The sequence below is a fragment of the Amycolatopsis sp. NPDC089917 genome, assembly GCF_040684635.1.
Taxonomy (GTDB): Bacteria; Actinomycetota; Actinomycetes; order Mycobacteriales; family Pseudonocardiaceae; genus Amycolatopsis.
Genome location: NZ_JBFBGL010000009.1, coordinates 144,140 through 165,611, shown reverse-complemented (window position 1 = coordinate 165,611; position 21,472 = coordinate 144,140). Strand labels below are relative to the sequence as shown.

General features: G+C 69.6%; 23 protein-coding genes and 2 riboswitches. Of the genes, 10 read left to right on the top strand and 13 right to left on the bottom strand.

The features are described 5' to 3' along the window. Nucleotides 1–94: 94 nt before the first annotated feature. Complete coding sequence (locus AB0N89_RS09815) at nt 95–1,033, bottom strand: threonine/serine dehydratase (RefSeq protein WP_364202407.1); 939 nt, start codon at nt 1,031–1,033, stop codon at nt 95–97. 151 nt (nt 1,034–1,184) lie between these two features. Between AB0N89_RS09815 and AB0N89_RS09810 the strand changes: the two genes are divergently transcribed. After that, entirely contained in the window at nt 1,185–1,907 is a 723-nt protein-coding gene (locus tag AB0N89_RS09810) for a hypothetical protein (RefSeq protein ID WP_364202420.1), read from the top strand. Between the two features lie 11 nt (nt 1,908–1,918). Here AB0N89_RS09810 and thiE read toward each other — a convergent pair whose 3' ends face one another. After that, on the bottom strand, nt 1,919–2,584 hold the full coding sequence (gene thiE / locus AB0N89_RS09805; protein WP_364202404.1) for a thiamine phosphate synthase: 666 nt from the start codon (nt 2,582–2,584) through the stop codon (nt 1,919–1,921). Between the two features lie 30 nt (nt 2,585–2,614). Then, nucleotides 2,615–2,722, top strand: a riboswitch (TPP riboswitch). Here thiE and thiO point away from each other — a divergent pair. The 4 genes from thiO (at nt 2,717) to AB0N89_RS09785 (ending at nt 5,291) form a co-directional block, all read left to right on the top strand. Further along, nucleotides 2,717–3,787, top strand: coding sequence for a glycine oxidase ThiO (gene thiO, locus AB0N89_RS09800; RefSeq protein WP_364202401.1), 1,071 nt, complete (start codon nt 2,717–2,719; stop codon nt 3,785–3,787). It overlaps the preceding riboswitch by 6 nt. Beyond that, nucleotides 3,787–3,987 carry a sulfur carrier protein ThiS gene (gene thiS, locus AB0N89_RS09795; protein ID WP_005160548.1) on the top strand — a complete coding sequence of 67 codons (201 nt, stop codon included), beginning with the start codon at nt 3,787–3,789 and terminating at the stop codon, nt 3,985–3,987. Before thiO ends, thiS begins: the two co-directional genes overlap by 1 nt. A gap of 1 nt (nt 3,988) precedes the next feature. Continuing rightward, nucleotides 3,989–4,747 (top strand): thiazole synthase, encoded by a 759-nt coding sequence (locus AB0N89_RS09790; protein WP_364202398.1) that lies wholly within the window; start codon nt 3,989–3,991, stop codon nt 4,745–4,747. Between the two features lie 109 nt (nt 4,748–4,856). Continuing rightward, a complete protein-coding gene (locus tag AB0N89_RS09785; RefSeq protein WP_364202395.1) occupies nt 4,857–5,291 on the top strand; it encodes a MarR family transcriptional regulator in 435 nt (144 codons plus the stop codon). On the opposite strand, the gene AB0N89_RS09780 is transcribed toward AB0N89_RS09785, so the two are convergent. Both AB0N89_RS09780 and thiD (AB0N89_RS09775) read right to left on the bottom strand, forming a co-directional pair. After that, nucleotides 5,269–6,066: an ion transporter gene (locus AB0N89_RS09780; RefSeq protein ID WP_364202393.1), complete on the bottom strand. Its 798-nt coding sequence runs from the start codon at nt 6,064–6,066 to the stop codon at nt 5,269–5,271. The two genes, AB0N89_RS09785 and AB0N89_RS09780, sit on opposite strands and share 23 nt — an antisense overlap. 26 nt (nt 6,067–6,092) lie before the next feature. Next, entirely contained in the window at nt 6,093–6,923 is an 831-nt protein-coding gene (thiD, locus tag AB0N89_RS09775; RefSeq protein WP_364202390.1) for a bifunctional hydroxymethylpyrimidine kinase/phosphomethylpyrimidine kinase, read from the bottom strand. A 108-nt stretch (nt 6,924–7,031) separates the two neighbouring features. On the opposite strand from thiD (AB0N89_RS09775), the gene AB0N89_RS09770 reads away from it, so the two are divergent. Beyond that, nucleotides 7,032–8,051: a phosphatidylinositol-specific phospholipase C domain-containing protein gene (locus AB0N89_RS09770; RefSeq protein WP_364202387.1), complete on the top strand. Its 1,020-nt coding sequence runs from the start codon at nt 7,032–7,034 to the stop codon at nt 8,049–8,051. A 52-nt stretch (nt 8,052–8,103) separates the two neighbouring features. On the opposite strand, the gene thiD (AB0N89_RS09765) is transcribed toward AB0N89_RS09770, so the two are convergent. Together thiD (AB0N89_RS09765) and thiC are read right to left on the bottom strand one after the other, a co-directional pair. Continuing rightward, nucleotides 8,104–8,919 (bottom strand): bifunctional hydroxymethylpyrimidine kinase/phosphomethylpyrimidine kinase, encoded by an 816-nt coding sequence (gene thiD / locus AB0N89_RS09765; RefSeq protein ID WP_364202384.1) that lies wholly within the window; start codon nt 8,917–8,919, stop codon nt 8,104–8,106. Continuing rightward, entirely contained in the window at nt 8,916–10,559 is a 1,644-nt protein-coding gene (thiC, locus tag AB0N89_RS09760; RefSeq protein ID WP_364202381.1) for a phosphomethylpyrimidine synthase ThiC, read from the bottom strand. Before thiC ends, thiD (AB0N89_RS09765) begins: the two co-directional genes overlap by 4 nt. After that, a riboswitch (TPP riboswitch) is annotated at nt 10,553–10,700 on the bottom strand. Its footprint overlaps the gene before it by 7 nt. A 163-nt stretch (nt 10,701–10,863) precedes the next feature. Between thiC and AB0N89_RS09755 the strand changes: the two genes are divergently transcribed. Next, nucleotides 10,864–13,032 (top strand): glycoside hydrolase family 15 protein, encoded by a 2,169-nt coding sequence (locus AB0N89_RS09755; RefSeq protein ID WP_364202378.1) that lies wholly within the window; start codon nt 10,864–10,866, stop codon nt 13,030–13,032. A gap of 91 nt (nt 13,033–13,123) precedes the next feature. Here AB0N89_RS09755 and AB0N89_RS09750 read toward each other — a convergent pair whose 3' ends face one another. Continuing rightward, nucleotides 13,124–13,696 carry a peptide deformylase gene (locus AB0N89_RS09750; protein ID WP_364202375.1) on the bottom strand — a complete coding sequence of 191 codons (573 nt, stop codon included), beginning with the start codon at nt 13,694–13,696 and terminating at the stop codon, nt 13,124–13,126. A gap of 158 nt (nt 13,697–13,854) precedes the next feature. Between AB0N89_RS09750 and AB0N89_RS09745 the strand changes: the two genes are divergently transcribed. Together AB0N89_RS09745 and AB0N89_RS09740 are read left to right on the top strand one after the other, a co-directional pair. Beyond that, the gene (locus AB0N89_RS09745) at nt 13,855–14,166 is read left to right on the top strand and encodes a DUF3263 domain-containing protein (protein WP_005160574.1); all 312 of its coding nucleotides are present in this window, start codon (nt 13,855–13,857) and stop codon (nt 14,164–14,166) included. After that, a complete protein-coding gene (locus AB0N89_RS09740; protein ID WP_364202371.1) occupies nt 14,163–14,801 on the top strand; it encodes a LytR C-terminal domain-containing protein in 639 nt (212 codons plus the stop codon). The genes AB0N89_RS09745 and AB0N89_RS09740 overlap by 4 nt, the downstream gene beginning before the upstream one ends. A gap of 58 nt (nt 14,802–14,859) precedes the next feature. Here the strand turns inward: AB0N89_RS09740 and AB0N89_RS09735 are convergent, their stop codons facing one another. The 3 genes from AB0N89_RS09735 to AB0N89_RS09725 are packed head-to-tail and all read right to left on the bottom strand — an operon-like array spanning nt 14,860 to nt 17,766. Next, nucleotides 14,860–17,139 carry an AAA family ATPase gene (locus tag AB0N89_RS09735; protein ID WP_364202368.1) on the bottom strand — a complete coding sequence of 760 codons (2,280 nt, stop codon included), beginning with the start codon at nt 17,137–17,139 and terminating at the stop codon, nt 14,860–14,862. A 4-nt stretch (nt 17,140–17,143) separates the two neighbouring features. Then, nucleotides 17,144–17,395 (bottom strand): nitroreductase family protein, encoded by a 252-nt coding sequence (locus AB0N89_RS09730; protein WP_364202365.1) that lies wholly within the window; start codon nt 17,393–17,395, stop codon nt 17,144–17,146. Further along, the gene (locus tag AB0N89_RS09725; protein ID WP_364202362.1) at nt 17,359–17,766 is read right to left on the bottom strand and encodes a nitroreductase family protein; all 408 of its coding nucleotides are present in this window, start codon (nt 17,764–17,766) and stop codon (nt 17,359–17,361) included. Before AB0N89_RS09725 ends, AB0N89_RS09730 begins: the two co-directional genes overlap by 37 nt. A gap of 81 nt (nt 17,767–17,847) precedes the next feature. On the opposite strand from AB0N89_RS09725, the gene AB0N89_RS09720 reads away from it, so the two are divergent. After that, nucleotides 17,848–18,498 carry a TetR/AcrR family transcriptional regulator C-terminal domain-containing protein gene (locus AB0N89_RS09720; protein WP_364202359.1) on the top strand — a complete coding sequence of 217 codons (651 nt, stop codon included), beginning with the start codon at nt 17,848–17,850 and terminating at the stop codon, nt 18,496–18,498. A gap of 499 nt (nt 18,499–18,997) precedes the next feature. On the opposite strand, the gene pssA is transcribed toward AB0N89_RS09720, so the two are convergent. The 3 genes from pssA to AB0N89_RS09705 form a co-directional block, all read right to left on the bottom strand. Then, nucleotides 18,998–19,966: a CDP-diacylglycerol--serine O-phosphatidyltransferase gene (gene pssA / locus AB0N89_RS09715; protein WP_364202356.1), complete on the bottom strand. Its 969-nt coding sequence runs from the start codon at nt 19,964–19,966 to the stop codon at nt 18,998–19,000. Nucleotides 19,967–19,969: 3 nt separating this feature from the next. Then, complete coding sequence (locus AB0N89_RS09710) at nt 19,970–20,698, bottom strand: phosphatidylserine decarboxylase (protein WP_364202354.1); 729 nt, start codon at nt 20,696–20,698, stop codon at nt 19,970–19,972. A 477-nt stretch (nt 20,699–21,175) separates the two neighbouring features. Beyond that, complete coding sequence (locus AB0N89_RS09705; RefSeq protein ID WP_364202351.1) at nt 21,176–21,457, bottom strand: GlsB/YeaQ/YmgE family stress response membrane protein; 282 nt, start codon at nt 21,455–21,457, stop codon at nt 21,176–21,178. Between the last annotated feature and the right edge of the window lie 15 nt (nt 21,458–21,472).

Below are 21,472 nucleotides of genomic sequence, written 5' to 3'. Positions count from 1 at the left end.
ACCCCCTGGTCGCCTTGCTGGTTGTGTGGCTGGTGTGGGCCCGAGTAATCCCCCACCCCCACCCCCCCCCCCCCCACCACCTGCACCGAACGTGTCAGGCCAGCAGGGCGGCCAGTGTCGCCGGGTCCATGTTGCCGCCCGAAACGACCGAGACGACCTTCCCCGGCGGCAGCGCGTCGCGGTGGGAGAGGAACGCGGCGGTCGCGGTGGCCCCGCTCGGCTCGGCGAGCAGGCGGGCGCGGTGCGCCAGCGTGCGGACGGCCTCCCGGATCTCCGCCTCGGACACGGTGACGACGTCGTCGAGCACCGCCTGGAGGTGGGCGAAGGTCAGGTCCGACGGCTGGGCGCGCAGGCCGTCGGCGCTGGTCCGTGCCCGCAGGTCCATCGGCCATTCGATCCGCCTGCCCGCGCGCAGGCCCTCGGCGGTGTCGCCCGCGAGTTCGGGCTCGACGCCGATGACCTTCGCGCCGGGGAGCAGCGCCTTGAGCGCCGCGCCGACGCCCGAGGCCAGCCCGCCGCCGCTGAGCGGGACGAGCACGACACCGGCGTCCGGCAGGTCTTCGGCGATCTCCAGGCCGACGGTGCCCTGCCCGGCGATGACGTCGCGGTGGTCGAACGGCGGGATCATGGTGAGCGACCGCTCATCGGCGACGGCGAGCGCGGAGGACTCCTGGCGGTCGATCGGGACCTCGATGACTTCGGCGCCGAGCGCCTTGGTGGCTTCGACCTTGGCGCGCGGCGCGACGTCCGGGACGATGATCGTCGCGGGGATCCCGAATCGCTTCGCCGAGTAGGCGACCGCTTGTGCGTGGTTGCCGCTGGAAAACGCGCAGACGCCGCGGGCGCGCTGCTCTTCGTCCAATGCGGCGATCGCGTTGTGGGCGCCGCGCACCTTGAAAGCGCCGATCGGCTGAAGGTTTTCCGGTTTGAGCCACAACGGCGCCCACGACTGTTCCAGTAACGGTGTGCGCACCGCGACGCCTTTGACGCGGCTCGCCGCGTCGCGGATTTCCTCGATCGAGACCAGATCCATACGTCCGATTATGTCAAGGAGTCGTAAACCGTGGACAGTCCTTTTTGGACATACGGCGTGGCGCTCCTCACGTGCGGACAACGAAGGGAGCATCTCGCGCGCCTTATTCGTTAGGACCGGGTGAGGACCGACTAGCTTGCAGAACGGGATCATGATCAAGGAGACCTCCGAAAAGGACGCCGAGAAGACCGAAAAGACGGAGAAGCAGGGCAGGATCATCCAGGTGACGGCGGCCGCGATGGCCGCGATCACCGCGGCGCTGCTGGGTTCCACGCTCGGAGTGGCGGGAACCGTCGTCGGCGCCGGGCTGGCGAGTGTGATCACCACACTCGGTGGCGAGTTGTACCTGCGTTCGCTCCAGCGGACGAAGGACGCGGCGCTCAAGGCGGGGATGGTGCTGACCGTTCCCGGACGCCGCAGGGTGCTCGACCCCTCGGAGCAGGAGACCGTCCGGCTCACCCCCGCGGAGGAGGATGAGCCCGCCGGGCGGAAGTTCACACCGCGCTGGGCGGTGATCGCCGGGGTCAGCGTGGTGGCGTTCGTGGTGGCGCTCGTCGCGATCACCGGTTTCGAGGGCGCGACCGGCAAGACCTTCGGCGGCGGGACCGGGACGACCATCGGGAAGATCGTCGGCGGTGGCGACCAGGCTCAGGAGCGGCAGGACAAGCACGACACACCGCCCGCGACGTCCCCCTCGGAGACACGGGACAACCAGCCGGAGACGACGCCGTCGACCACACCGACCCCGTCGACGACGCCCTCGGCGCCCACGACCACCCAGGCGCCTCCGACGACGCCGTCCACGACGCCTTCGACCTCTCAGGCGCCCTCGACGACCCCCTCGGCCCCGGCCTCCGGCACCCCCGCGCCCTGACCCTGCCGGGGTCAGGCGAGGGCGGAGCGAAGCGTGCGAGCGGCCGCTTCGGGGTCTTCGGCTTCGGTGATCGCCCGGACGACGACGATCCGCGACGCCCCCGCGTCCAGCACCTCGGGCAGCCGCTCGGCGTCGATCCCGCCGATCGCGAACCACGGCCGCGACGTGCCGAACGCGGCCGTCGAGCGCACCAGGTCGAGCCCCGGGGCCGAGCGACCCGGCTTCGTCGGCGTCGGCCAGCACGGGCCGGTGCAGAAGTAGTCCACGCCGGGCTCCTCGGCGGCGGCCTTGGCCTGTTCGGCCGAATGGGTGGACCGGCCGATCACCACGTCGTCACCGAGGATCTCCCGCGCCAGCGGCACCGGGATGTCGTCCTGGCCCAGGTGCAGCACGTGCGCGCCCACGGCGAGCGCGACGTCCGCCCGGTCGTTCACCGCCAGCAGTTTGCCGTGCCTCTCGCACGCCTCCGCCAGCACTTCCAGCGCGGCGATCTCGTGTTTGGCCTCGATCGGGGCACCGCCGGTCTTGTCCCGTAGCTGGATGACGTCGACCCCGCCGGCCAGCGCCGCGTCGGCGAACTCGGCGAGGTCGCCGCGGCCGGACCGGGCGTCGGTGCAGAGGTACAGGCGGGCGTTCGCGAGCCGTGCGCGGATCCGCGGATCAGACAGGGTGGGCATGGCGGCGACGGTACCCGCGCGCTACGGTGGGGTGGTCCGCACGGGAGCCCGAGGACGGGCTGAGAGGGAGCCGGAACCGCTCCGACCGTGGAACCTGATCCGGGTCATGCCGGCGCAGGGAGCGTGATTGTCATGAGAGAACTTTCGGTTGTCGGCGGCGGGGTCATCGGCCTCTCGGTCGCTTGGCGCGCGTCCGCGCGCGGCCATCGCGTCACCGTGTACGACCCCGAGCCGGGCCGCGGCGCCTCGTGGCTCGCGGGCGGCATGCTCGCGCCGGTCACCGAGGCCTGGCCCGGCGAGGAGGACGTCCTCACCCTCGGCGAGGCGTCGCTGCGGCGCTGGCCGGATTTCGCCCGTGACCTGGCCGAAGAGGGCGTCGACCCGGGCCTTTCGCCGCACGGCACGCTCGTCGCCGCGCTGGACAGCGCCGACGCGGGCAACCTCGAAATGCTCGCCGCGTACCTCACCGAACTCGGCCGCGAGGTCGAGCAGCTGACCGGCCGCGAGGCCCGCCGCGCCGAGCCGGGCCTTTCCGGATCCGTCCGAAGTGGACTGCTGGTGCCCGGCGATCTGGCCGTGGACAACAGAAGGCTGCTGCGGTCGCTCGAACACGCTTGTGGACGGCACGGCGTCGAGTTCCGCCGCGAGACGGTCACTGACCTGGAGGGACTGGGTGACGTCGTCCTCGCCGCCGGAGCCTGGACCGGGCGCCTGCATCCCGCGCTCGCGGACGCCGTCCGCCCGCTGAAGGGCGAGATCCTCCGCCTGCGGCCGCGCCGGGGCTGCCTGCCGCCGCCGAAGAGGACGGTCCGCGCGATGGTCGAGGGCCGCCCGATCTACCTCGTCCCGCGCGACGACGGCGGCCTCGTGCTCGGCGCGACCCAGTACGAGGCCGGTTTCGACGAGACCGTCACCGTCCGGGGCGTTCGTGAGCTGCTCGAAGGCGCGGAGCGGGTCTTCCCGGGCCTCACCGAGTACGAACTCGTCGAGACCGCCGCCGGGCTTCGCGCGGCGAGTGTCGACACGATGCCCTTCATCGGTGAGCTGGGCGAAGGTGTCTTCGCCGCGACGGGTCACCATCGCAACGGCCTCCTGATGGCCCCGGTCACCGCGGACGCCGCGGTCGCCTGGCTGGAGGGCGGGCCGTTGCCGGACGAGGTCGCGGCGGCGGCGCCGTCGCGGCGAAGCGAGGAGCGGGTGTGATGGAGATCCAGGTCAACGGCCAGTGGCGCGAATTCCCCGACGGGACCACCGTCGAGGGCGTGCTCGAAGCGCTCGGCACGGCGACGAAGGGCGTCGCGGTCGCGGTGGACGGCGTCGTCGTCCGGCGCGGCGAATGGCCGGAAGCCGTGGTGCGCAAGGGCGCCAGCGTCGACATCCTCACCGCTGTCCAAGGAGGCTGAAATGGACGGAGACCACCTCGTCATCGGCGAGCACAAGCTGTCGTCGCGGCTGATCATCGGCACCGGCGGCACGGCGAACCTCGCCGTGCTGGAACGCGCGCTCGTGGCCTCGGGCACGGAACTGACCACCGTCGCGATGCGCAAAGCGGACGCCGAAGGCGGCTCCGGCGTGCTCGAACTGCTCCGGCGGCTCGGCATCCGCCTGCTGCCCAACACCGCCGGCTGCCGGACGGCCGCCGAAGCGGTCCTCACCGCCCGGCTCGCCCGCGAAGCACTCGAAACCGACCTCATCAAGCTGGAGGTCCACGCGGACGACCGCACCCTGCTGCCGGACCCGTTCGAGACCGTCGAAGCGGCCGAAGAGCTCTCCGCGGACGGCTTCACCGTGCTCGCCTACACCAACGACGACCCGGTGCTGGCCCTGCGGCTGGAGGAGGCGGGCTGCGCGGCCGTGATGCCGCTCGGCGCGCCCATCGGCACCGGTCTCGGCATCCGGAACCCGCACAACATCGAGCTGATCGTCTCGCGCGCCGGGGTCCCGGTGATCCTCGACGCCGGGATCGGCACGGCTTCCGACGCGACTCTGGCGATGGAGCTCGGCTGCGACGCCGTCCTGCTCTCGACCGCGGTCACCCGGGCCGCGGATCCGGAGCGGATGGCGTCGGCGATGCGCGCCGCCGTCACCGCCGGACGGCTGGCCGCCGGGGCGGGCCGCATCCCCCAGCGGTTCTGGGCGCACGCTTCGAGTCCGCCTCGATAACCCTTTTGTACGGTTCACGGCCTTAACCGGGAGTACGCAGGGGGAGCCCGTATGGTTGACGGCACTCTCCGGCGGCGCTCCCGCCGCCGTGTACCCAGAGGAGCCAGTGGTGACCACGTCAGCGGTCCAGGATGTTTCGGGCAGGTTGTTCCTGGCGGTGGGCCGATTGTCACGGTCACTGCGGCAGGCGGGTGTGCCCGGGCCGGGCCACGGCGCGATCTCCGCGCTCGCGACGCTCGTGAACTACGGACAGCTCCGTCTGGGTGATCTCGCGGCGAAGGAAGGCGTCGCCGCGGCCACCATGTCGAGGATCGTCGCTTCGCTCGTCGAAGCGGGCTACGTCAGCCGTGAATCGGACCCGATCGACAGGCGTGCCTGGCTCGCGGAGGCCACCGAAGAGGGCGAGAGGCTGGTTTCGGGCGTCCGGTCGACGCGTGTCCGCGAACTGGGTACGCGCCTCGAACGGCTGACCCCGGAGCACCAGGCGGCGCTCGCGGCGGCTCTTCCCGCTCTCGAAGCGCTCATCGCGGACGAAGAGCGCTGACCTCGGCGCGAAGGGCCCGGAGCTCGTCGAGGATCTCCTTGTTCGCCTGAGCCTGGGTTTCGGCCTGCTTCGCCTCTTCCTCGCGGATGTCCTGGCGAAGCTCGTCCTCCATCCCGCTGACCACGACGGCGATGAAGAGGTTCAGCACCGCGAAGCTGGACACGAGGATGTAGACCACGAAGAACACCCAGGCCATGGGTGCTTCCTTCATGATCTCTTTGGCGATGTCCGGCCACGCCTCGCCGGTCATCACCTGGAACAGCGTGAACAGCGACGTGCCGAGGTCCCCGAAGTTCTCCGGCGAGATCGCGCCGAACAGCTTCGTCGCCATCACCCCGGCGACGAAGATGATCAGCGCGAGGAGCGCGGCGATCGACGCCATACCGGGGATCGACGCGAGCAGGCCGGTGACGACCTTCCGCATCGACGGCACCACCGAGATCAGCCGCAGCACCCGCAGGACCCGCAACGCCCGCAGCACCGCGAACGGGCCGGTCGTGGGGATCACCGCGATGCCGACGACGAGCAGGTCGAAGATGTTCCACGGATCGCGGAAGAACTTGCCGCGATAGGCGTAGAACTTCGCGGCGAGTTCGAGCACGAAGATCGAGAGCGCGATGTAGTCGACCGTGTGCAGCAGCCGCCCGTACTCCGCGAGCATCCTCGTCGAGGTCTCCAAGCCGAGCGTGACGGCGTTGAAGACGATCACCGCGATGATGAAATTCTGGAATGCGCGGGCCTCGACGATCTTGGCCACCCGCTCGCGTCCGGACACGGCACAGATCGTAACCGGACGGGTTCTCAGTGCTCCGGCGCAAGCCGCCAAAACGCCGAAACCGGACCGACCTTCGCGCCCATGGGGTAGGCGTTCTCGACCGCCTGTGAGACGAACCACTTGCCGTAGCGGGCGGCCTCCACGACGGACATCCCCTTCGCGAGACCGGCCGTCAGCGCCGACGCCATGGTGTCCCCGGCGCCGTGCGTGTGCTGCGTCGCGAACCGCTCGCCGGGCAGTTCGACGAACGTGGAGCCGTCGAACAGCACGTCCACGCACTCCGGGTCGGAGACGAGGTGCCCGCTCTTCACCAGCACGTACTTCGGCCCGAGCCGGTGCAGGACGACGGCGGCCTGATGCATCTGCTCGCGGGTGGTCACGGTCATCCCGGTCAGCAGACGGACCTCGTCGAGGTTCGGCGTGAGGACGGTCGCGCGCGGGAGGAGCTCGTCGCGCAGCGCCACCAGCCCGGCCTCGTCGAACAGCGGATGCCCGTGCATCGACGCCGCGACCGGGTCGACCACGAACGGCACCTTGGCGTCGCGGCCGATCTCGGCCTTGTCGCAGGCCGCGGCGACGGCGTGGATGATCTCGGCCGAGGCGAGCATGCCGGTCTTGGCCGCGTTGACGCCCATGTCGGCCGCGACCGCCTCGATCTGCCCGGCGACGATATGCGGCGGGATGTCGGTGCGGTCGTGCACGCCGAGGGTGTTCTGGACGGTCACGGCGGTGACCGCGACCAGGCCGTGCACCCCGCAGGTGAGGAACGTGCGCAGGTCCGCCTGGAGGCCGGCGGCGCCACCGGAGTCGGAGCCTGCGATGGTCAGCGCCGACGGCGGGCTCGGGTTCTCGCTCATGAGTTCATTTTCCCGACTGGTCCTTTTGGTTCAACAGGGGTTCGGCCGCACCCGATCACGGTGGCACAGTGTGTGAGCCAGTGCACTCCCGCGTGCGAAAGGGCTCGGATGAAACTCCTCCCCGCGGTATCCCTCGTCGGCGTGATCGTGGCGGCCTCGCTGTCCGGAGCGGTCGCGGACGCCGACGCCGCCAAGGTCTCCCACGTGACCACGGTCGGCGTCCACAACACCTACGAGACCGGCGCCTACGACTACCTGGCGCGTTCGCTGGACGCCGGTACCTCGCTGATCGAACTCGACGTCTGGCCGAACATCATCACGCGCGAATGGAAAGTGAGTCATTCGAACCCCTTGGGGAACAACAACAACTGCGTGGCGGCGAGTACGCCGTCGCAGCTGTACTCCGGTGGGCGGAACAAGAACCTCGAACACTGCCTCGACGACATCCGCGTCTGGCTGGGCGCGCATCCGGACAGCAAACCGGTCACGCTCAAACTGGAGATGAAGACCGGGTTCGCCGACAACCGCGGCCTGGGCCCGGACGAACTCGACGCGTCCATCCGGACGCATCTCGGCGGTGCGGTCTTCCGACCGGCGGACCTGCTCGGCGGGTACGCGACGCTCGACGAAGCGGCCAAAGCGGACAACTGGCCGTCGCTGGACGCGTTGCGGGGCAAGGTGATCATCGAAGTGATCCCCGGCACGGTCGAAGAGGGCAATCCGACGGACACGCTCAAGACCGACGTCGAGTACGGGCGGTATCTGCGGTCGCTCAAGGACGCGGGCCGCGTCGGCGAGGCGCAGATCTTCCCGACCGTGCACGGCGCGGCGCCCGGCGACCCGCGGACGAAGTACGCCGACGCCGGGCTGCGGCCGTGGTTCGTCGTCTTCGACGGCGACGCGAACGCGTTCCTGACGCAGACCGGACCCGGCTGGTACGACGACAACCACTACTACGTGGTGATGACCGACGCGCACAACGTCGCGCCGGCCATCGACTCCCGTGCGCCCTCCGTGGAGCAGGCGGACGCGCGGGCGGCCCTGCTGGCGAAGAACCACGCTTCGGTGCTGACGTCGGACTGGACGGGGCTGACCACCGTGCTGCCACAGGTACTTCCGCGCGGCTAGACCCCGCGTTTCGTCCTCTGAACGCGGAGTCGCGTTCAGAGGACGAAACGCGTCACTTCAGGCGCCAGAAGGGCGAAACCGGCCCCACCCCGGCGCCCAGCGGGTACGACTCCGCCACGCACCGCTCGATGAACCGCTTCCCCTCGGCCACCGCCGTGGGCACGTCGGCCCCCTTCGCCAGCGAAGACGTGATCGCCGAAGCCATCGTGTCCCCGCCGCCGTGGGTGTTCCGCGTGTCGAACCGCGGTCCGCTCAGTTCCACCCAGGAGGTGCCGTCGGACAACAGGTCCACGCAGTCCTGCGCCGCGTCGAGATGCCCGCCCTTCACCAGCACCCACTCCGAACCGAACTCCAGCAGCGCTTCCGCCGCCTCCCGCTGGGTCCCGGGCCCGGTCACCTCGACGCCGGTCAGCAGCCGCACCTCGTCGAGGTTCGGCGTGATCAGCGTGGCGCGCGGGAACAACTCGGTCCGGATCGCCTCCAGCGCCTCCTCGCGCAGCAGCGCGTGCCCGGTCATCGAGGCGGCGACGGGGTCCACGACGAACGGGGTGCCCGACGAGCGTCCGATGTGGACCTCGTCGAGCGTCTTCGCGACGGCGTTGATGATCTCCGCCGTCGCGAGCATCCCGGTCTTCGCCGCGTCGACACCCATGTCCCCGGCGACGGCCTTGATCTGGCCGGTGACGACGTCGACCGGGATCTCGCTGAAACCCCGCACACCCAGCGAGTTCTGCACGGTGACCGCGGTGAGCGCGACCATCCCGTGCACCCCGTTGGCGAAGAACGTCCGCAGATCCGCCTGGATGCCCGCACCGCCACCGGAATCCGATCCGGCGATGGTGAGGGCCGTCCGAGGGGTTTCCGTCACTGATTGACCACCGGCAGGTAGACCTTGTTGCCCTGTTCGGCGAACTCGGTCGACTTCTCCGACATGCCCGCCTCGATCGCTTCCACAGTGGACAGTCCGTGTTCCTCGGCGTACTTGCGGACGTCCTGGGTGATGCGCATCGAGCAGAACTTCGGCCCGCACATCGAGCAGAAGTGCGCCGTCTTCGCCGGTTCCGCGGGCAGGGTCTCGTCGTGGTACGCGCGGGCGGTGTCCGGGTCCAGCGACAGGTTGAACTGGTCGTTCCAGCGGAACTCGAAGCGGGCCTTGGAAAGCTCGTCGTCCCACTCCTGCGCGTACTGGTGCCCCTTGGCGAGGTCGGCGGCGTGCGCGGCGATCTTGTAGGTGATGACGCCGGTCTTGACGTCGTCGCGGTTGGGCAGGCCCAGGTGTTCCTTCGGCGTGACGTAGCAGAGCATCGCCGTGCCGTACCAGCCGATCTGCGCCGCGCCGATGGCCGAGGTGATGTGGTCGTACGCCGGCGCGATGTCGGTCGCGAGCGGGCCGAGGGTGTAGAACGGCGCCTCGCCGGTCAGCTTCTCCTCGAGTTCGACGTTCTCCTTGATCTTGTGCATCGGCACGTGGCCGGGGCCCTCGATCATCACCTGGACGTCGTGCTCGCGGGCGATGTGCGTGAGTTCGCCCAGCGTCTCCAGTTCGGCGAACTGCGCGCGGTCGTTCGCGTCGGCGATCGAGCCGGGACGCAGGCCGTCACCGAGGGAGAACGTGACGTCGTACTCGCGCAGGATCTCGCAGAGTTCGGCGAAATTGGTGTACAGGAACGATTCCTTGTGATGCGCGAGGCACCACGCCGCCATGATCGAGCCGCCGCGCGAGACGATGCCGGTGACCCGGCGCGCGGTCAGCGGGATGTAGCGCAGCAGCACCCCGGCGTGCACGGTGACGTAGTCGACACCCTGTTCGCACTGCTCGATGATGGTGTCGCGGTACACCTCCCACGACAGCTTTTCCGGTTCCCCGTTGACCTTTTCCAGCGCCTGGTAGATCGGCACGGTACCCACCGGGACCGGTGAGTTGCGGATGATCCACTCGCGCGTCTCGTGGATCCGCTTGCCGGTGGACAGGTCCATGATCGTGTCGGCGCCCCAGCGGGTGGCCCACACCATCTTGTCGACCTCTTCCTCCACGGAGGACCAGACGGCCGAGTTGCCCATGTTGGCGTTGATCTTCACCAGGAAGTTCTTGCCGATGATCATCGGCTCGGTCTCCGGGTGCCTGCGGTTGGCGGGGATCACCGCACGGCCGCGCGCGACCTCGTCCCGCACGAATTCCGGCGAGCAGCGCTCGCGTGCCGCGACGTATTCCATCTCGCGGGTGATGACGCCCTGTTTCGCCCAGCCCAGCTGGGTGTTGTGTTCACGACCGTCGGCCCAGCCGGCGCGCAGCCGGTGCAGTCCACTGTGGACGTCGATCTGCGCGTCGTCGTCGGTGTACGGGCCGGAAGTGTCGTAAACGTCGAAATGCTCGCCGTTCGAAAGATCGATCCGCCTCGCGGGGACCCGGAGACCGGATTCCGTGCGGTGGTAGACCTTTCGCGAACCGGTGATCGGTCCGGTGGTGACGGTCGGCGTGATGGCAGACTCGTTCTCAAGAGTCGTCAACGACGTTCACTCCCTACGCCGGCATTACCCGGTCAGGTTCATGCGGTCGGCGGCGCCCAAGCCCTTCAAAGGTCTCAGCCTCTGGAAAGACTCCAGCCGCCCTCTCAGCCCGCCATAGCGCGAGCTCCCGCGGTTGTTTGGTTGTGCCTCGACCATGCCACGCCGGGGCCGGATCAATCAACCCGCCCTCGGGTGGTGACTTGTCGACAGCGTTGGTGGTTCACCGGTTCGGGTCCTGTGCTCGCCGGGGATTCACGACAGAATCCCGGAGGTTCTGCACCGTTACAGAAGTCTGGGGTGGGATATGCGAAAACTCATGCTCCCGGCGTTGGCGGGCGTGTTGATCGCGGGGCTGGTCCCCGCGGTCGCCGTAGCACAGGGTGGTGAGGCGCCCGGTGCGCCAGGCGCCCATCCGAGCTGGCTCCCGGCGGACAAGACCGGCTTCGGCACCGCCCGCGAACGGGCCAGCAACGTCTGGTTCACCCTGCAGGGCGGCCGGATGTCCGAGGTCTACTACCCGGATCTGTCGACGCCGGGCGTCCGGTCGCTCGACCTCGTCGTCACCGACGGGAAGAGCTTCGCCACCGTCGACTCCTCGGCGAAGACGCAGCAGGTGCGTCGCACCGACGGTCTCACCTACGAACAGACGATCACCGACGACCGGCGCCGCTGGAAGCTCCGCAAGACCTACGTCACCGACCCGGCGCGCGCGAGCGTGCTGATCGACGTCGATTTCGTCTCACTGACCGGCCGTCCTTACCAGGTGTACGCGGTCGCGGATCCGGATCTCACCAACGAGGGTTCGGACGATTCCGCGCGCGCCGACGGCGCGAGCGCGGTCTCCTCCGACGCGAAGACCGCGGCCGCGCTGACCGCGGAACCGGCGTTCTCGCGGACTTCCGTGGGGTACTCGGGTTCCTCCGACGGGATCACCCAGCTGACGAAATCCTTCGCGCTCAAGGACTACGTGACCGCGGTCAAGGGCAACGTGCTGCTCACCGGGCAGACCTCCGCCGACGGTGTCCGCTCGCGGGACTTCACGCTTTCGCTCGGCATGGGCGCGAAGGACTCCGACGCGCTCACGAACGCGAAAACCTCGCTGCGACGCGGATTCCCTGACGCCGCCCGGGCGTACGACCGCGGCTGGAAGCAGTACCTCCATCAGGTGAAGGACGCGCCGTCGTCGCTGAAGACCAAGCGGGAACGGGATCTCTACCAGGCGTCCGTGCTCATGCTCGCGGCGAGCGAGGACAAGATCCACCAGGGCGCGCTCATCGCGTCGCCGAGCATGCCGTGGCGGTTCGGGAACAACGACCCGGAGTGGTCGCCTTCGGGCACGTATCACCTGGTGTGGCCGCGTGACCTCTACCAGATCGCGACCGGCCTGCTCGCCGCCGGAGACCGCGACGCCGCCAACCGTTCGGTCGACTACATGTTCGGCACGCAGCAGCTGCCGGACGGGCATCTGCCGCAGAACAGCCACGTCGACGGCACGCCGTACTGGACGTCGATCCAGCTCGACGAGACCGCGCTGCCGATCGTGCTCGCCCAGCAGCTCGGCCGCACCGACGCCAAGACCTGGCAGGGGGTGCGCAAGGCGGCGGAATTCCTGTTGTCCTACAAGGCGGACAACGGGCACGCGTCGCCGTACAGCCAGCAGGAGCGCTGGGAAGAGCAGGACGGCTACTCGCCTTCGACGATCGCCGCCGTGATCGCCGGGCTGGTCTGCGCGGCGGATCTCGCCAAGGCGAACGGGGCGGCCGCCGACGCGAAGCGCTACCTCGACACCGCCGACGCGTTCAAGGCGAAACTCGCCCGGTGGACGGTGACCACGAACGGTCCGCTGTCGAAGGATCCGTACTTCGTCCGGCTGACCAAGGACGGTGACGCGAACAACGGCACGAAGTACAACCTCGGCAATTCCAGTGTGACCATGGACCAGCGTGCCGTGACCGACGCCGGCTTCCTCGAACTGGTGCGGCTGGGCATCTACCGGGCCGACGATCCGGTGATCAGGAACAGCATCAAGGTCACGGATGCCGACATCGCGTTCACCACCCCGACGGGGCAGTTCTGGCACCGCTACACGAAGGACGGGTACGGCGAGAAGGCCGACGGCTCACCGTGGGACTACACGTTCCCCGCCGAAAGCCGGACCACGTTCGGGCGACTGTGGCCGCTGCTCGCGGGTGAACGCGGCGAATACGACCTCGCCGCCGGTGACCGGGGTACGGCCGCGAAGCGCCTTCGCGACCTGGGTCGCGTCAGCAGCTCCGGCGATACCTTGCCGGAGCAGGTCTGGGACGAGAACGCGCCTTCGGGACAGACGGGCTTCCCGGCGGGCACTCCGACGGCGTCCGCCACGCCGCTGGCCTGGACGCACGCGCAGTACCTGCGGCTGGCCTGGTCAGTGGAGGCGGGGAAGGTGGTCGAGCAGCCTCGGGTGGTGCGCTGCCACTTCTTGGGCTGCTGACCCTCGCGTAGATGTCATGAAAGGGTCGTTCAGGACAAAAAACGTCCTGAACGACCCTTTCATGACACGCGTTGGGAGGCGGTGACGCGGGTCAGTCGTCGGCGGGCTCGGGCTGCGCCTCCGGCAGCCACGAGTTGCCCGGAACGCCCCACTGGTTCGCCTTGAGCATCTTCTTCGCCGCGCGAGCGTGCCGCCCGACCAGCCGGTCGAGGTAGATGAAGCCGTCCAGGTGGTCGGTCTCGTGCTGCAGGCAGCGCGCGAGGTAACCGGTTCCTTCGACCTCGATCGGATTACCGTCGACGTCGAAGCCGGTGACCTTCGCCCACGAAGCGCGCCCTGTCGGATACGACTCGCCGGGAGCCGACAGGCAGCCTTCCCAGTCGTCGTCCGGATCCGGCATCGTCTCCGGGATCTCCGATGTCTCGAGCTTCGGGTTCACCACGACGCCCTTGTGGCGCGTGCCCTCGTCGTCGGGGCAGTCGTAGACGAACACGCGCTGGTCGAGGCCGATCTGGTTGGCCGCGAGGCCGACCCCTTCGGCGGCGTACATGGTCTCGAACATGTCGTCGACGAGAGTGCGCAGCTTGGCGTCGAACTCGGTGATCTCCCGAGTCGGGTTGTGCAGCACGGGCTCGCCGGCGATCACGATGGGATGGACGGTCACGCGCGCAGTTTAGTCGGACCCTTCTGGTACACCCTTACCCATGACGCGCCGACGCCGATATCGAGGCCGGGCGCCGCATCCGTGGTCTAATGGCGCCGCGGAATGACAAGCCTGTGGTTTCACGCCCGCCGAGCACTGACCTGATTGCGAGGAGTCGGATGGACGCCGCGGAGTCGATGGCCGAGCCCGACCAGCCGTCCCCGTCGGAGACCGTGAACGGCCTCAGCGAGCGCGAGCTCGACATGCTCGCGTTCGAACGTCAGTGGTGGAAGTACGCCGGCGCGAAAGAACAGGCCATCCGCGAACGCTTCTCGATGTCGTCGACTCGCTACTACCAATTGCTGAACCGGCTCCTCGAGAAGACCGAAGCCATGCAGGCCGATCCGATGCTGGTGAAGCGCCTGCGCAAGACGCGAGCGGCCCGGCAGCGCAACCGCGCGGCCCGGCGACTGGGGATCGATCTCTCATGAGTCTGTTTTCGGGTCTGTCCCGGCCGATGAAAGCCGCCGGACTGGCCTTGGTCGGTGTCGCGGTGGTCGCCGCCGTGATCGGCGGGATCACCCTGACCAGCGGCGGCGGTGACTCGGACACCGCCACGCCGCCCGGTACGACGCCCACGACCTCCGACGGCGCGACCCCGCCGTCATCCGAACCGTCGGGCACGCCTCCGGCCAGCTCGCCGCCCGCTTCGTCGGCGCCTCCTTCGAGTGCGCCCGCGAGCTCCGCGCCCCCGGCGAGCCAGCCGGGCCAGACAGGCAAGCCCGGTCCGGGCCAGCCGGGTGGCGACCAGCAGGCGGCGCACAAATGGGTGACAGTGCGCGTCTACAACAACAGCATGATCCAGGGCCTCGCCGAGCGGGCCGCGAACGACTTCCGCGCCTCCGGCTGGAACGTCACCGAGGTCGGCCCGTACCAGGGCAAGCTCCCGAAGTCCGCGGCCTACTTCCGGCCGGGCACCGACGAGGAGGCCGCGGCGAAGGCGCTGGCGCTGGAGTTCGGTATCGAGGCCCTGCCGAGGTTCGAGGGAATTCAAAACGCCGCGCAAGGCCTGATCGTGATCCTCACCAAGGAGTACGACACCAACGACAAGAACGGCGGCTCTTAGCAGTACATGAAGGCCCCCTTCCTTGCGCCAGACGCAAGGAAGGGGGCCTTCATGTACTTCAGACCTGGGTCTGCGCGTAGGCCTCCAGGGCCGCCAGCTGGGCCGGGTCGAGCGACGGCCGTACTGTCTCCGCCGCCCTCGTCAGATGCGCGGCGGTGACCTCCTTGGCCTCCAGTGACTCCCGCATCGCGGTCAGCGCGGCCTCCCGGATCAGCGCCGCGCAGTCCGCCGCCGAGTAACCGTCCAAAGTGGCCGCGTACGCCGCGAGGTCCACATCGGACGCGAGCGGCGTGTTCTTGGCGCTGGCGGCCAGGATCGCCTCACGCGCGTGCGCGTCCGGCGGCGGGACGTAGACGCGGCGCTCCAGCCGTCCCGGCCGCAGCAGCGCCGGGTCGACCAGCTCCGGCCGGTTCGTCGCGCCGAGCACCACCACCTCGCGCATCGGCTCGACCCCGTCCAGCTCGGTGAGCAGGGCCGCGACGACCCGGTCCGACACGCCGGAGTCCGAGGACTGGCCGCGGCGCGGGGCGAGCGCGTCGATCTCGTCGAGGAAGATCAGCGACGGCGCGGCCTCGGCGGCGCGGCGGAACAGCTCCCGCACCGCGCGCTCGGACTCGCCGACCCATTTGTCCATCAGCTCGGCGCCCTTGACCGCGAAGACGTTCAGCGCGCCGGTGCCCGCGAGGGCGCGGACCAGGAACGTCTTGCCGCCGCCGGGCGGACCGTACAGCAGCACGCCGCGCGGCGGATCGACGCCGAGGCGGGCGAACGAGTCCGGGTAGCGCAGCGGCCACAGCACCGCTTCGGTGAGCGACTGCTTGACGTCGGTCATGTTGCCGACGTCGTCGAGGGTCAGCCCGCCGGTGGCCAGATTGTCCGAAGTGGACATCGAGATGGGGCGGACGGTGGTCAGCGCGTCGAGCAGGTCCTGCTGGGAGATGCGCGGCTCGTCCACCTCACGCTGCCGCAGCGCGGCGCGGAGGGCGGCGTCGCGGCGGAGCGCGATGAGGTCTGCGGCCACGAAGCCGGGGGTGCGTTCGGCGATCGGCCCGACGTCGACGCCTGCCTCCAGCGGCGCTTCGCGGAGCAGCACACGCAGCAGCTCCGTGCGGGTCTTCGCGTCCGGGAGCGGCAGGCCGAGCTCGCGGTCGAGCAGGTCGGCGGCGCGCAGCCGCGGATCGGCCGATTCGGCCCGCCCGGTGGTCGCGACGACGGCGAAGCCCTTGTTGCGCAAGGCCTTGCGCAGGTCGTCGAGGACGACCGTCGCGAGCGGCGGCGGCTGGGACGCGGGCAGCAGCGCGTCGATGTCGGTGATCATCAGGACGGCGGGATCTTCGTCGCGGGTGGCCTTCTCGATCGCCTCGCGCAGCCGCGCGGCGGCCACGTTCGGGTCGAGGACGGCGATGTTCGGCGCCGCGAGCGTCACCACCCGCACCTTCTCGGCCTGCGCCACGGCGCGGACCAGCGTCGCCTTGCCGACGCCTTCCGGACCGGACAGCAGGACGCCGAGATGCGCCGACGTCCCGAGTTTGGCCAGCAGTTCCGGGCGGTGGAAGGCCAGGTCGAACCATTCGGCGAGCTTGCGCGCGGCCGATTCGGAGCCGGCGAGATCCGACAGCGGCGGCGCGGACTCCTCGGCGACCTCTTCGATCTGCTCGTCTTCGACGATCTCGGCGTCGATGAAATCCTCGTGCGGGGTGGCGGGCGTGCTGCGGACCAGCGTGGTCCCGGCGCGGGCCGGAGCGGCGGCGGGCTCGGCCTCGCCGGTCCGGGCGCCGCCGCGCCAGCTGACCACAGTGGACGGTCCGACGGCGACCGGACCCGACGGCTCGGTGGCGGTGACGGTGAGCAGCTCGTTCGTCCACGTCATGCCGATGGCGCGGGAAAGCTGGCCGCGGACGGCGGGGACGTCGGAGCCCGGTGGCGGCGCGAGGTCCTGGGGGAGCAGGGAAACCGCGTCGCCGACGGTCAGCACCTTGCCGATCAGGGCGAGCCGCAGGGTGTGCGGGGAGAGCGACACGCTCGCGATCCGTGAGCCCGCCACGGTGACCGTCTTCGCGGCCGACACCTCCGCCGGCGCGACGACCACCTCCGAACCCTCGGTCACGCCGAGGTTCGACATCGTGACGTCGTCGAGGAGGATCACGCCCGGCACCCCCTCCGCGTCGGACGGGGCGGCCAGCGCGGAGCTGACCCGCGCGCCGGTGACGCGGACCGCGTCCCAGGCCATCAGGCCGAGCGCGTCGAGGACTTCGGGATGCAGCCGGACGACGCCGCGGCGGGAGTCCAAGACGGACGGAGTGTGCCGGACGGTCAGCGTGATCTGGGGTGCGCTCACCCCGTCACCCTATCCACGCGGACCGGTCCCAGCGGTCGAAGGACAGGATCTCCCGGGCAGGTCGGCGGGTGGCCGGGGAGAAGTCGCGCTGGGTCGTGTACGCGACGGCGAGCAGGCTGATCTGCGCGACGTCGTCGGGGATCCCGAGCAGCTCCGCGACTTCGGCTTCGCGCGCGGGCAGGTGGTACGCGCACATCGAGCTGCCGAGCCCCTTCGACCTCAGCGCGAGCTGGAAGCTCCAGATGCCCGGGTACACCGAGCCGTAGTACCGTTCTGGATGACGGGGTCTTCCGGCGGGCGGCCGATCATGCAGGGGATCGCGAGGGCGGGGACGCGCCCGAGGTTGTCGACGAGGTGGCGGGCCGATCGCATGACGGCTTCGCTCGCGAGGTGGCCGTACTCGGCCATGGTCGGGATCGCCTCGGCGCGGACGATCTTCGCGATCTCCGTGCGCAGCTCCGGGTCGCGGACGATCACCCAGCGCTGGGCGTCGAGCAGCATCCCCGCGGCAGGCGCCTGCTGCGCGACGCGGACGCAGTCTTCGAGCAGTCCTTCTTCGACCGGCCGGTCGAGGTCGAGCTTGCGGCGGACCGAGCGGGTGGTGGTGAGCAAGGTTTCGGTGTCCATGACGTCCCTCCAGGTGACTTACGACGTAAGCATACGATGTAAGTACTTACGGCGTAAGGGGGTGGCGGTATTCTGGGACGCATGGCGCTGAGCAGGGAGAAGGTGCTCGACGCCGCGTTGCGGCTGGCGGGCGAGCACGGACTGGCCGGACTGTCGATGCGGAAGCTGGCCGCCGACGTCGGCGTGGAGGCGATGTCGCTCTACAACCACGTCGCGAACAAGGGCGATGTGCTCGACGGACTGACCGCGCGGGTCTTCGAGAGTGTGCCGCTGCCTGGGCCCGGGCCCTGGGACGAGCGGCTCCGGGCGCTGACCCATGGCCTGTACACGGCTTTTTCGCGGCATCCTGTGGTGGTGCGGGCGCTGGCGACCGACGCGGCGAACCCGCGTTCGGCAGGGGCGCTGAAGTTCATCGACGCGATGTTCGCCGCGTTGCTGGACGCCGGACTGGACGAGCGTGGCGCCGCGCGGGGCTACCGGTCGCTGATCGGGCTGGTGTTCGGAGCCGTGCTGACCGAGACGGTGGGGCTCTCCGGCGTTCCGGATGCTTCGGATGCTTCGGATGTGGAGCGGGCCGAGCCGGTGGTGGCGTGGTTCCAGCGGTCGGTGACGTCGGACGGGCTGCCGTCGCTGCACCGGGTGCTGCCTTCACTGCTGGAAGGCGACTGTCTGCGGGACTTCGAATTCCAGTTGGACCTGGTGATCGGCGGCCTGCGCGCTTCGGTGCGCTGAACTTTCGGGTGTCGCGCCTGGGTTGCTTCTGGCGATGTCGCGAAAGCCACTTTCGCGACATCTGACGTCCCGAAAGTGGCTTTCGCGACATCCGGGACCCGGCGGGCGGGTGAGCGATATTCGCGTTTGTCCCCAAGTTGTCCACAGGGCCACCCGCTTGTGGACAACTCCCGCCCCGCACCCCAGTTTCCCCAGGTCCCGTCCGGGGGTCCCGATACGCTGGGCGCGGGGCCGTCCCCCAGGGACGGGCGGGGGGTGCGAGGGATGCTTTTGAGGCGATTGAATGTCCGATTGATTTCGCTATGCACGGTTCTGCTCGGGGTCGTGCAAAGTGCTCAAGTCGGACACTTCGAGGTCGCGGCCGGGCTCCCTGTGGTCCAATCCAGGCCGCGCGGTGAAGGCCCACTGTGAAGGTCTCGCTGTGAAGCCGATGGAGAGGGCCCGCTCGACAGCGGACCCGGCCCCACCATGCCTCGACAACCGTGAATCGGCTGAGGGATCAGCGCTTTCGGAGGCCGATTCGGCGCCATGAGCGGCGTCGCGGGCCCCGGGTGTTGTCCCGGTCCTTATCGGTGATGGTGCGCGGAGCGCGGGCGACATGCTGTTCGCCTCGTTGCAGCCGGACGCGCTGAGCGGCGCCGGCCACCACGCGCCGCAGCGGCGGGCGCAGGCCCAGCCGGCGGCGGCTCGACGAACGACGGATCGCGCGCCGTTCCCGCGGCGGCGCCATCCACGCCTCCGGGTGGTTGGCGAGCCAGCGTTGCCGGTACACCGAGTACGGGATGTGCGCCAGGTACAGCACCAGCGCGATCGCCAGCGCCACCAGCGGGAACTGGATGATCGCGGCGGCCAGCAGGCCCACCCCGACCAGCAGCGGCGCGATCGCCTTCGGCGGCGCCTTCACCGTCTTCAGCGAAAGCGTCGGGATCCGGCTGATCAGCAGCGCGGCCACGGCGATCGTCCACACCCACACCGTGTACTGATGCGACCACCAGCCCTGCCCGAACTGCAGCTCCAGGATCAGCGGCAACATCGCCAGCAGGCCACCGGCGGGCGCGGGCACGCCCACGAAGAACTCACCCGCGTACGGCGGCTGCTCGGTGTCCTCGATCAGCGTGTTGAACCGCGCCAGCCGCAGGATCATGCAGACCGCGAAGATCAGCGACGCCACCCAGCCGATCCGCTCGCCCTCCGCGTGCCAGACGTACAGCACCAGCGCGGGCGCGACACCGAACGAGATGCCGTCGGACAGCGAGTCGAGCTCCTGCCCCATCTTCGACGTCGCGTCCAGCAGTCGCGCGATCCGGCCGTCCAGGCTGTCGAGCACCGCGGCGATCCCGATCGACGCGATCGCCATCGGATAGTTGCCGATCAGCGCGAACTGCACCGACGACAGACCGGCGCACAGAGCGAGCACCGTGATGGCGTTCGGCAGCAGCCGCACGCCGGGAGTGGTCACGCGGACCATGGATCAGCCTTCCGGGTGCGGCGCCGTGGGCAGCTCGGCGATCGGCGTCTCGCCGCCGATCGTGCGCTGGCCCTTCGAGACGAGAACCTTGCTGCCCGGAGGCAGGTACAGGTCGACTCGCGAGCCGAAGCGGATGATGCCGTACGTCGCGCCGACGCCGACTTTGTCGCCCTCGCGGATTTCGCAGAGGATGCGCCGCGCCACCAGCCCGGCGATCTGCACCACGACGAGCTCGTGACCGTCTTCGGTGCGCATGAGCACGGAGTTGCGCTCGTTGTCCTCGCTCGCCTTGTCCAGGTCCGCGGACAGGAACTTCCCTGGCCGGTACGCGACCCGTTCGATCACACCCGACGCCGGGATCCGCTGGACGTGCACGTCGAACACCGACAGGAACACGCTCACGCGCATCCGCGGTTCGGCGGGCAGTCCCAGCTCGGGCGGCGGCACGGCCTCCTCGATCAACGAGACCAGGCCGTCCGCCGACGCGACCGCGAGGCCGGACTGGGCGGGCGGGACACGCTTGGGCTCACGGAAGAACGCGGCCGTGGCGGCCGTCGCGAGCGCGCCGACGACGCCGAGGCGCTTGGAGAACCTCCGCAGCACCAGCGTCGCGGCGAGACCGCCGAACACGAACGGCCTGCCGGCCGGGTGCATCGGCGGAACGGTCTCGCGGGCCAGCTTCACGGCGTGCGCGAGGGGATTACCAGTGGCTTCCGGCCGGTTGCCGCTCATTGGTCGGGTTCACCGCAGTTCGTGTCGGGGGGTCGGGACAGGAAGAGCCACCACGCTACCGCCCTGTCCGGGGCCGGGCCGTGGCCTCCCCCGGAAGGGTTTCCCCGGCCCGGGTGGGAGGCACCACATCCCGGTAACGGATGGTGGAAATAAGCGATAACTCTAGGTAATTGACGCCGATAGCCGACTTTGAGGACCCGCGAATGCTCCCCAGCCCGGACCCCGCAGGCGAGCGACTCGCCGAGCTGTTCCGAGCCTGGAAGAGGGACATTTCGGCGGTGCCCATGCCGACGCTCGTCGACCCCGTCCGCGCCGTCTCGCTCATCGCCGAGGCGCGAGCGTCCGGATGCATATGCCCCCCGACGGCACATGCACCCGGACGCGGCCGCTGGAACTGAGCGAACGTCCCACTCTAGTGCGCCGAACGCTGATGATCACTGGTCGCGAGTAAACCGTTACCAACGGTTACTCCGCTGGTCACCGGCGAGAGGAATCGTTCCTGCCGGAGCCGCGCACCAGCCGCAGCAGGGCGAGCAGCACGATCGAGCCGAGAATGGCGACGCCGAAGCTGGGGAAGTCGAACTCGAAAGACCGTTCGGTGCCCGTCGCGAGCCGGTAGAGGAAACCGCCCAGCGCCGCGCCCAGCACGCCGATCAGGATGCTGAACAGGCAGCCGCCCCGGCGGTCCGGGCCGCCCACCACGATGTTGGCCAGCCATCCGGCGATCGCGCCGAACACGATCCAAGAGAAGAAACCCATGCCCCGAGGTTACCG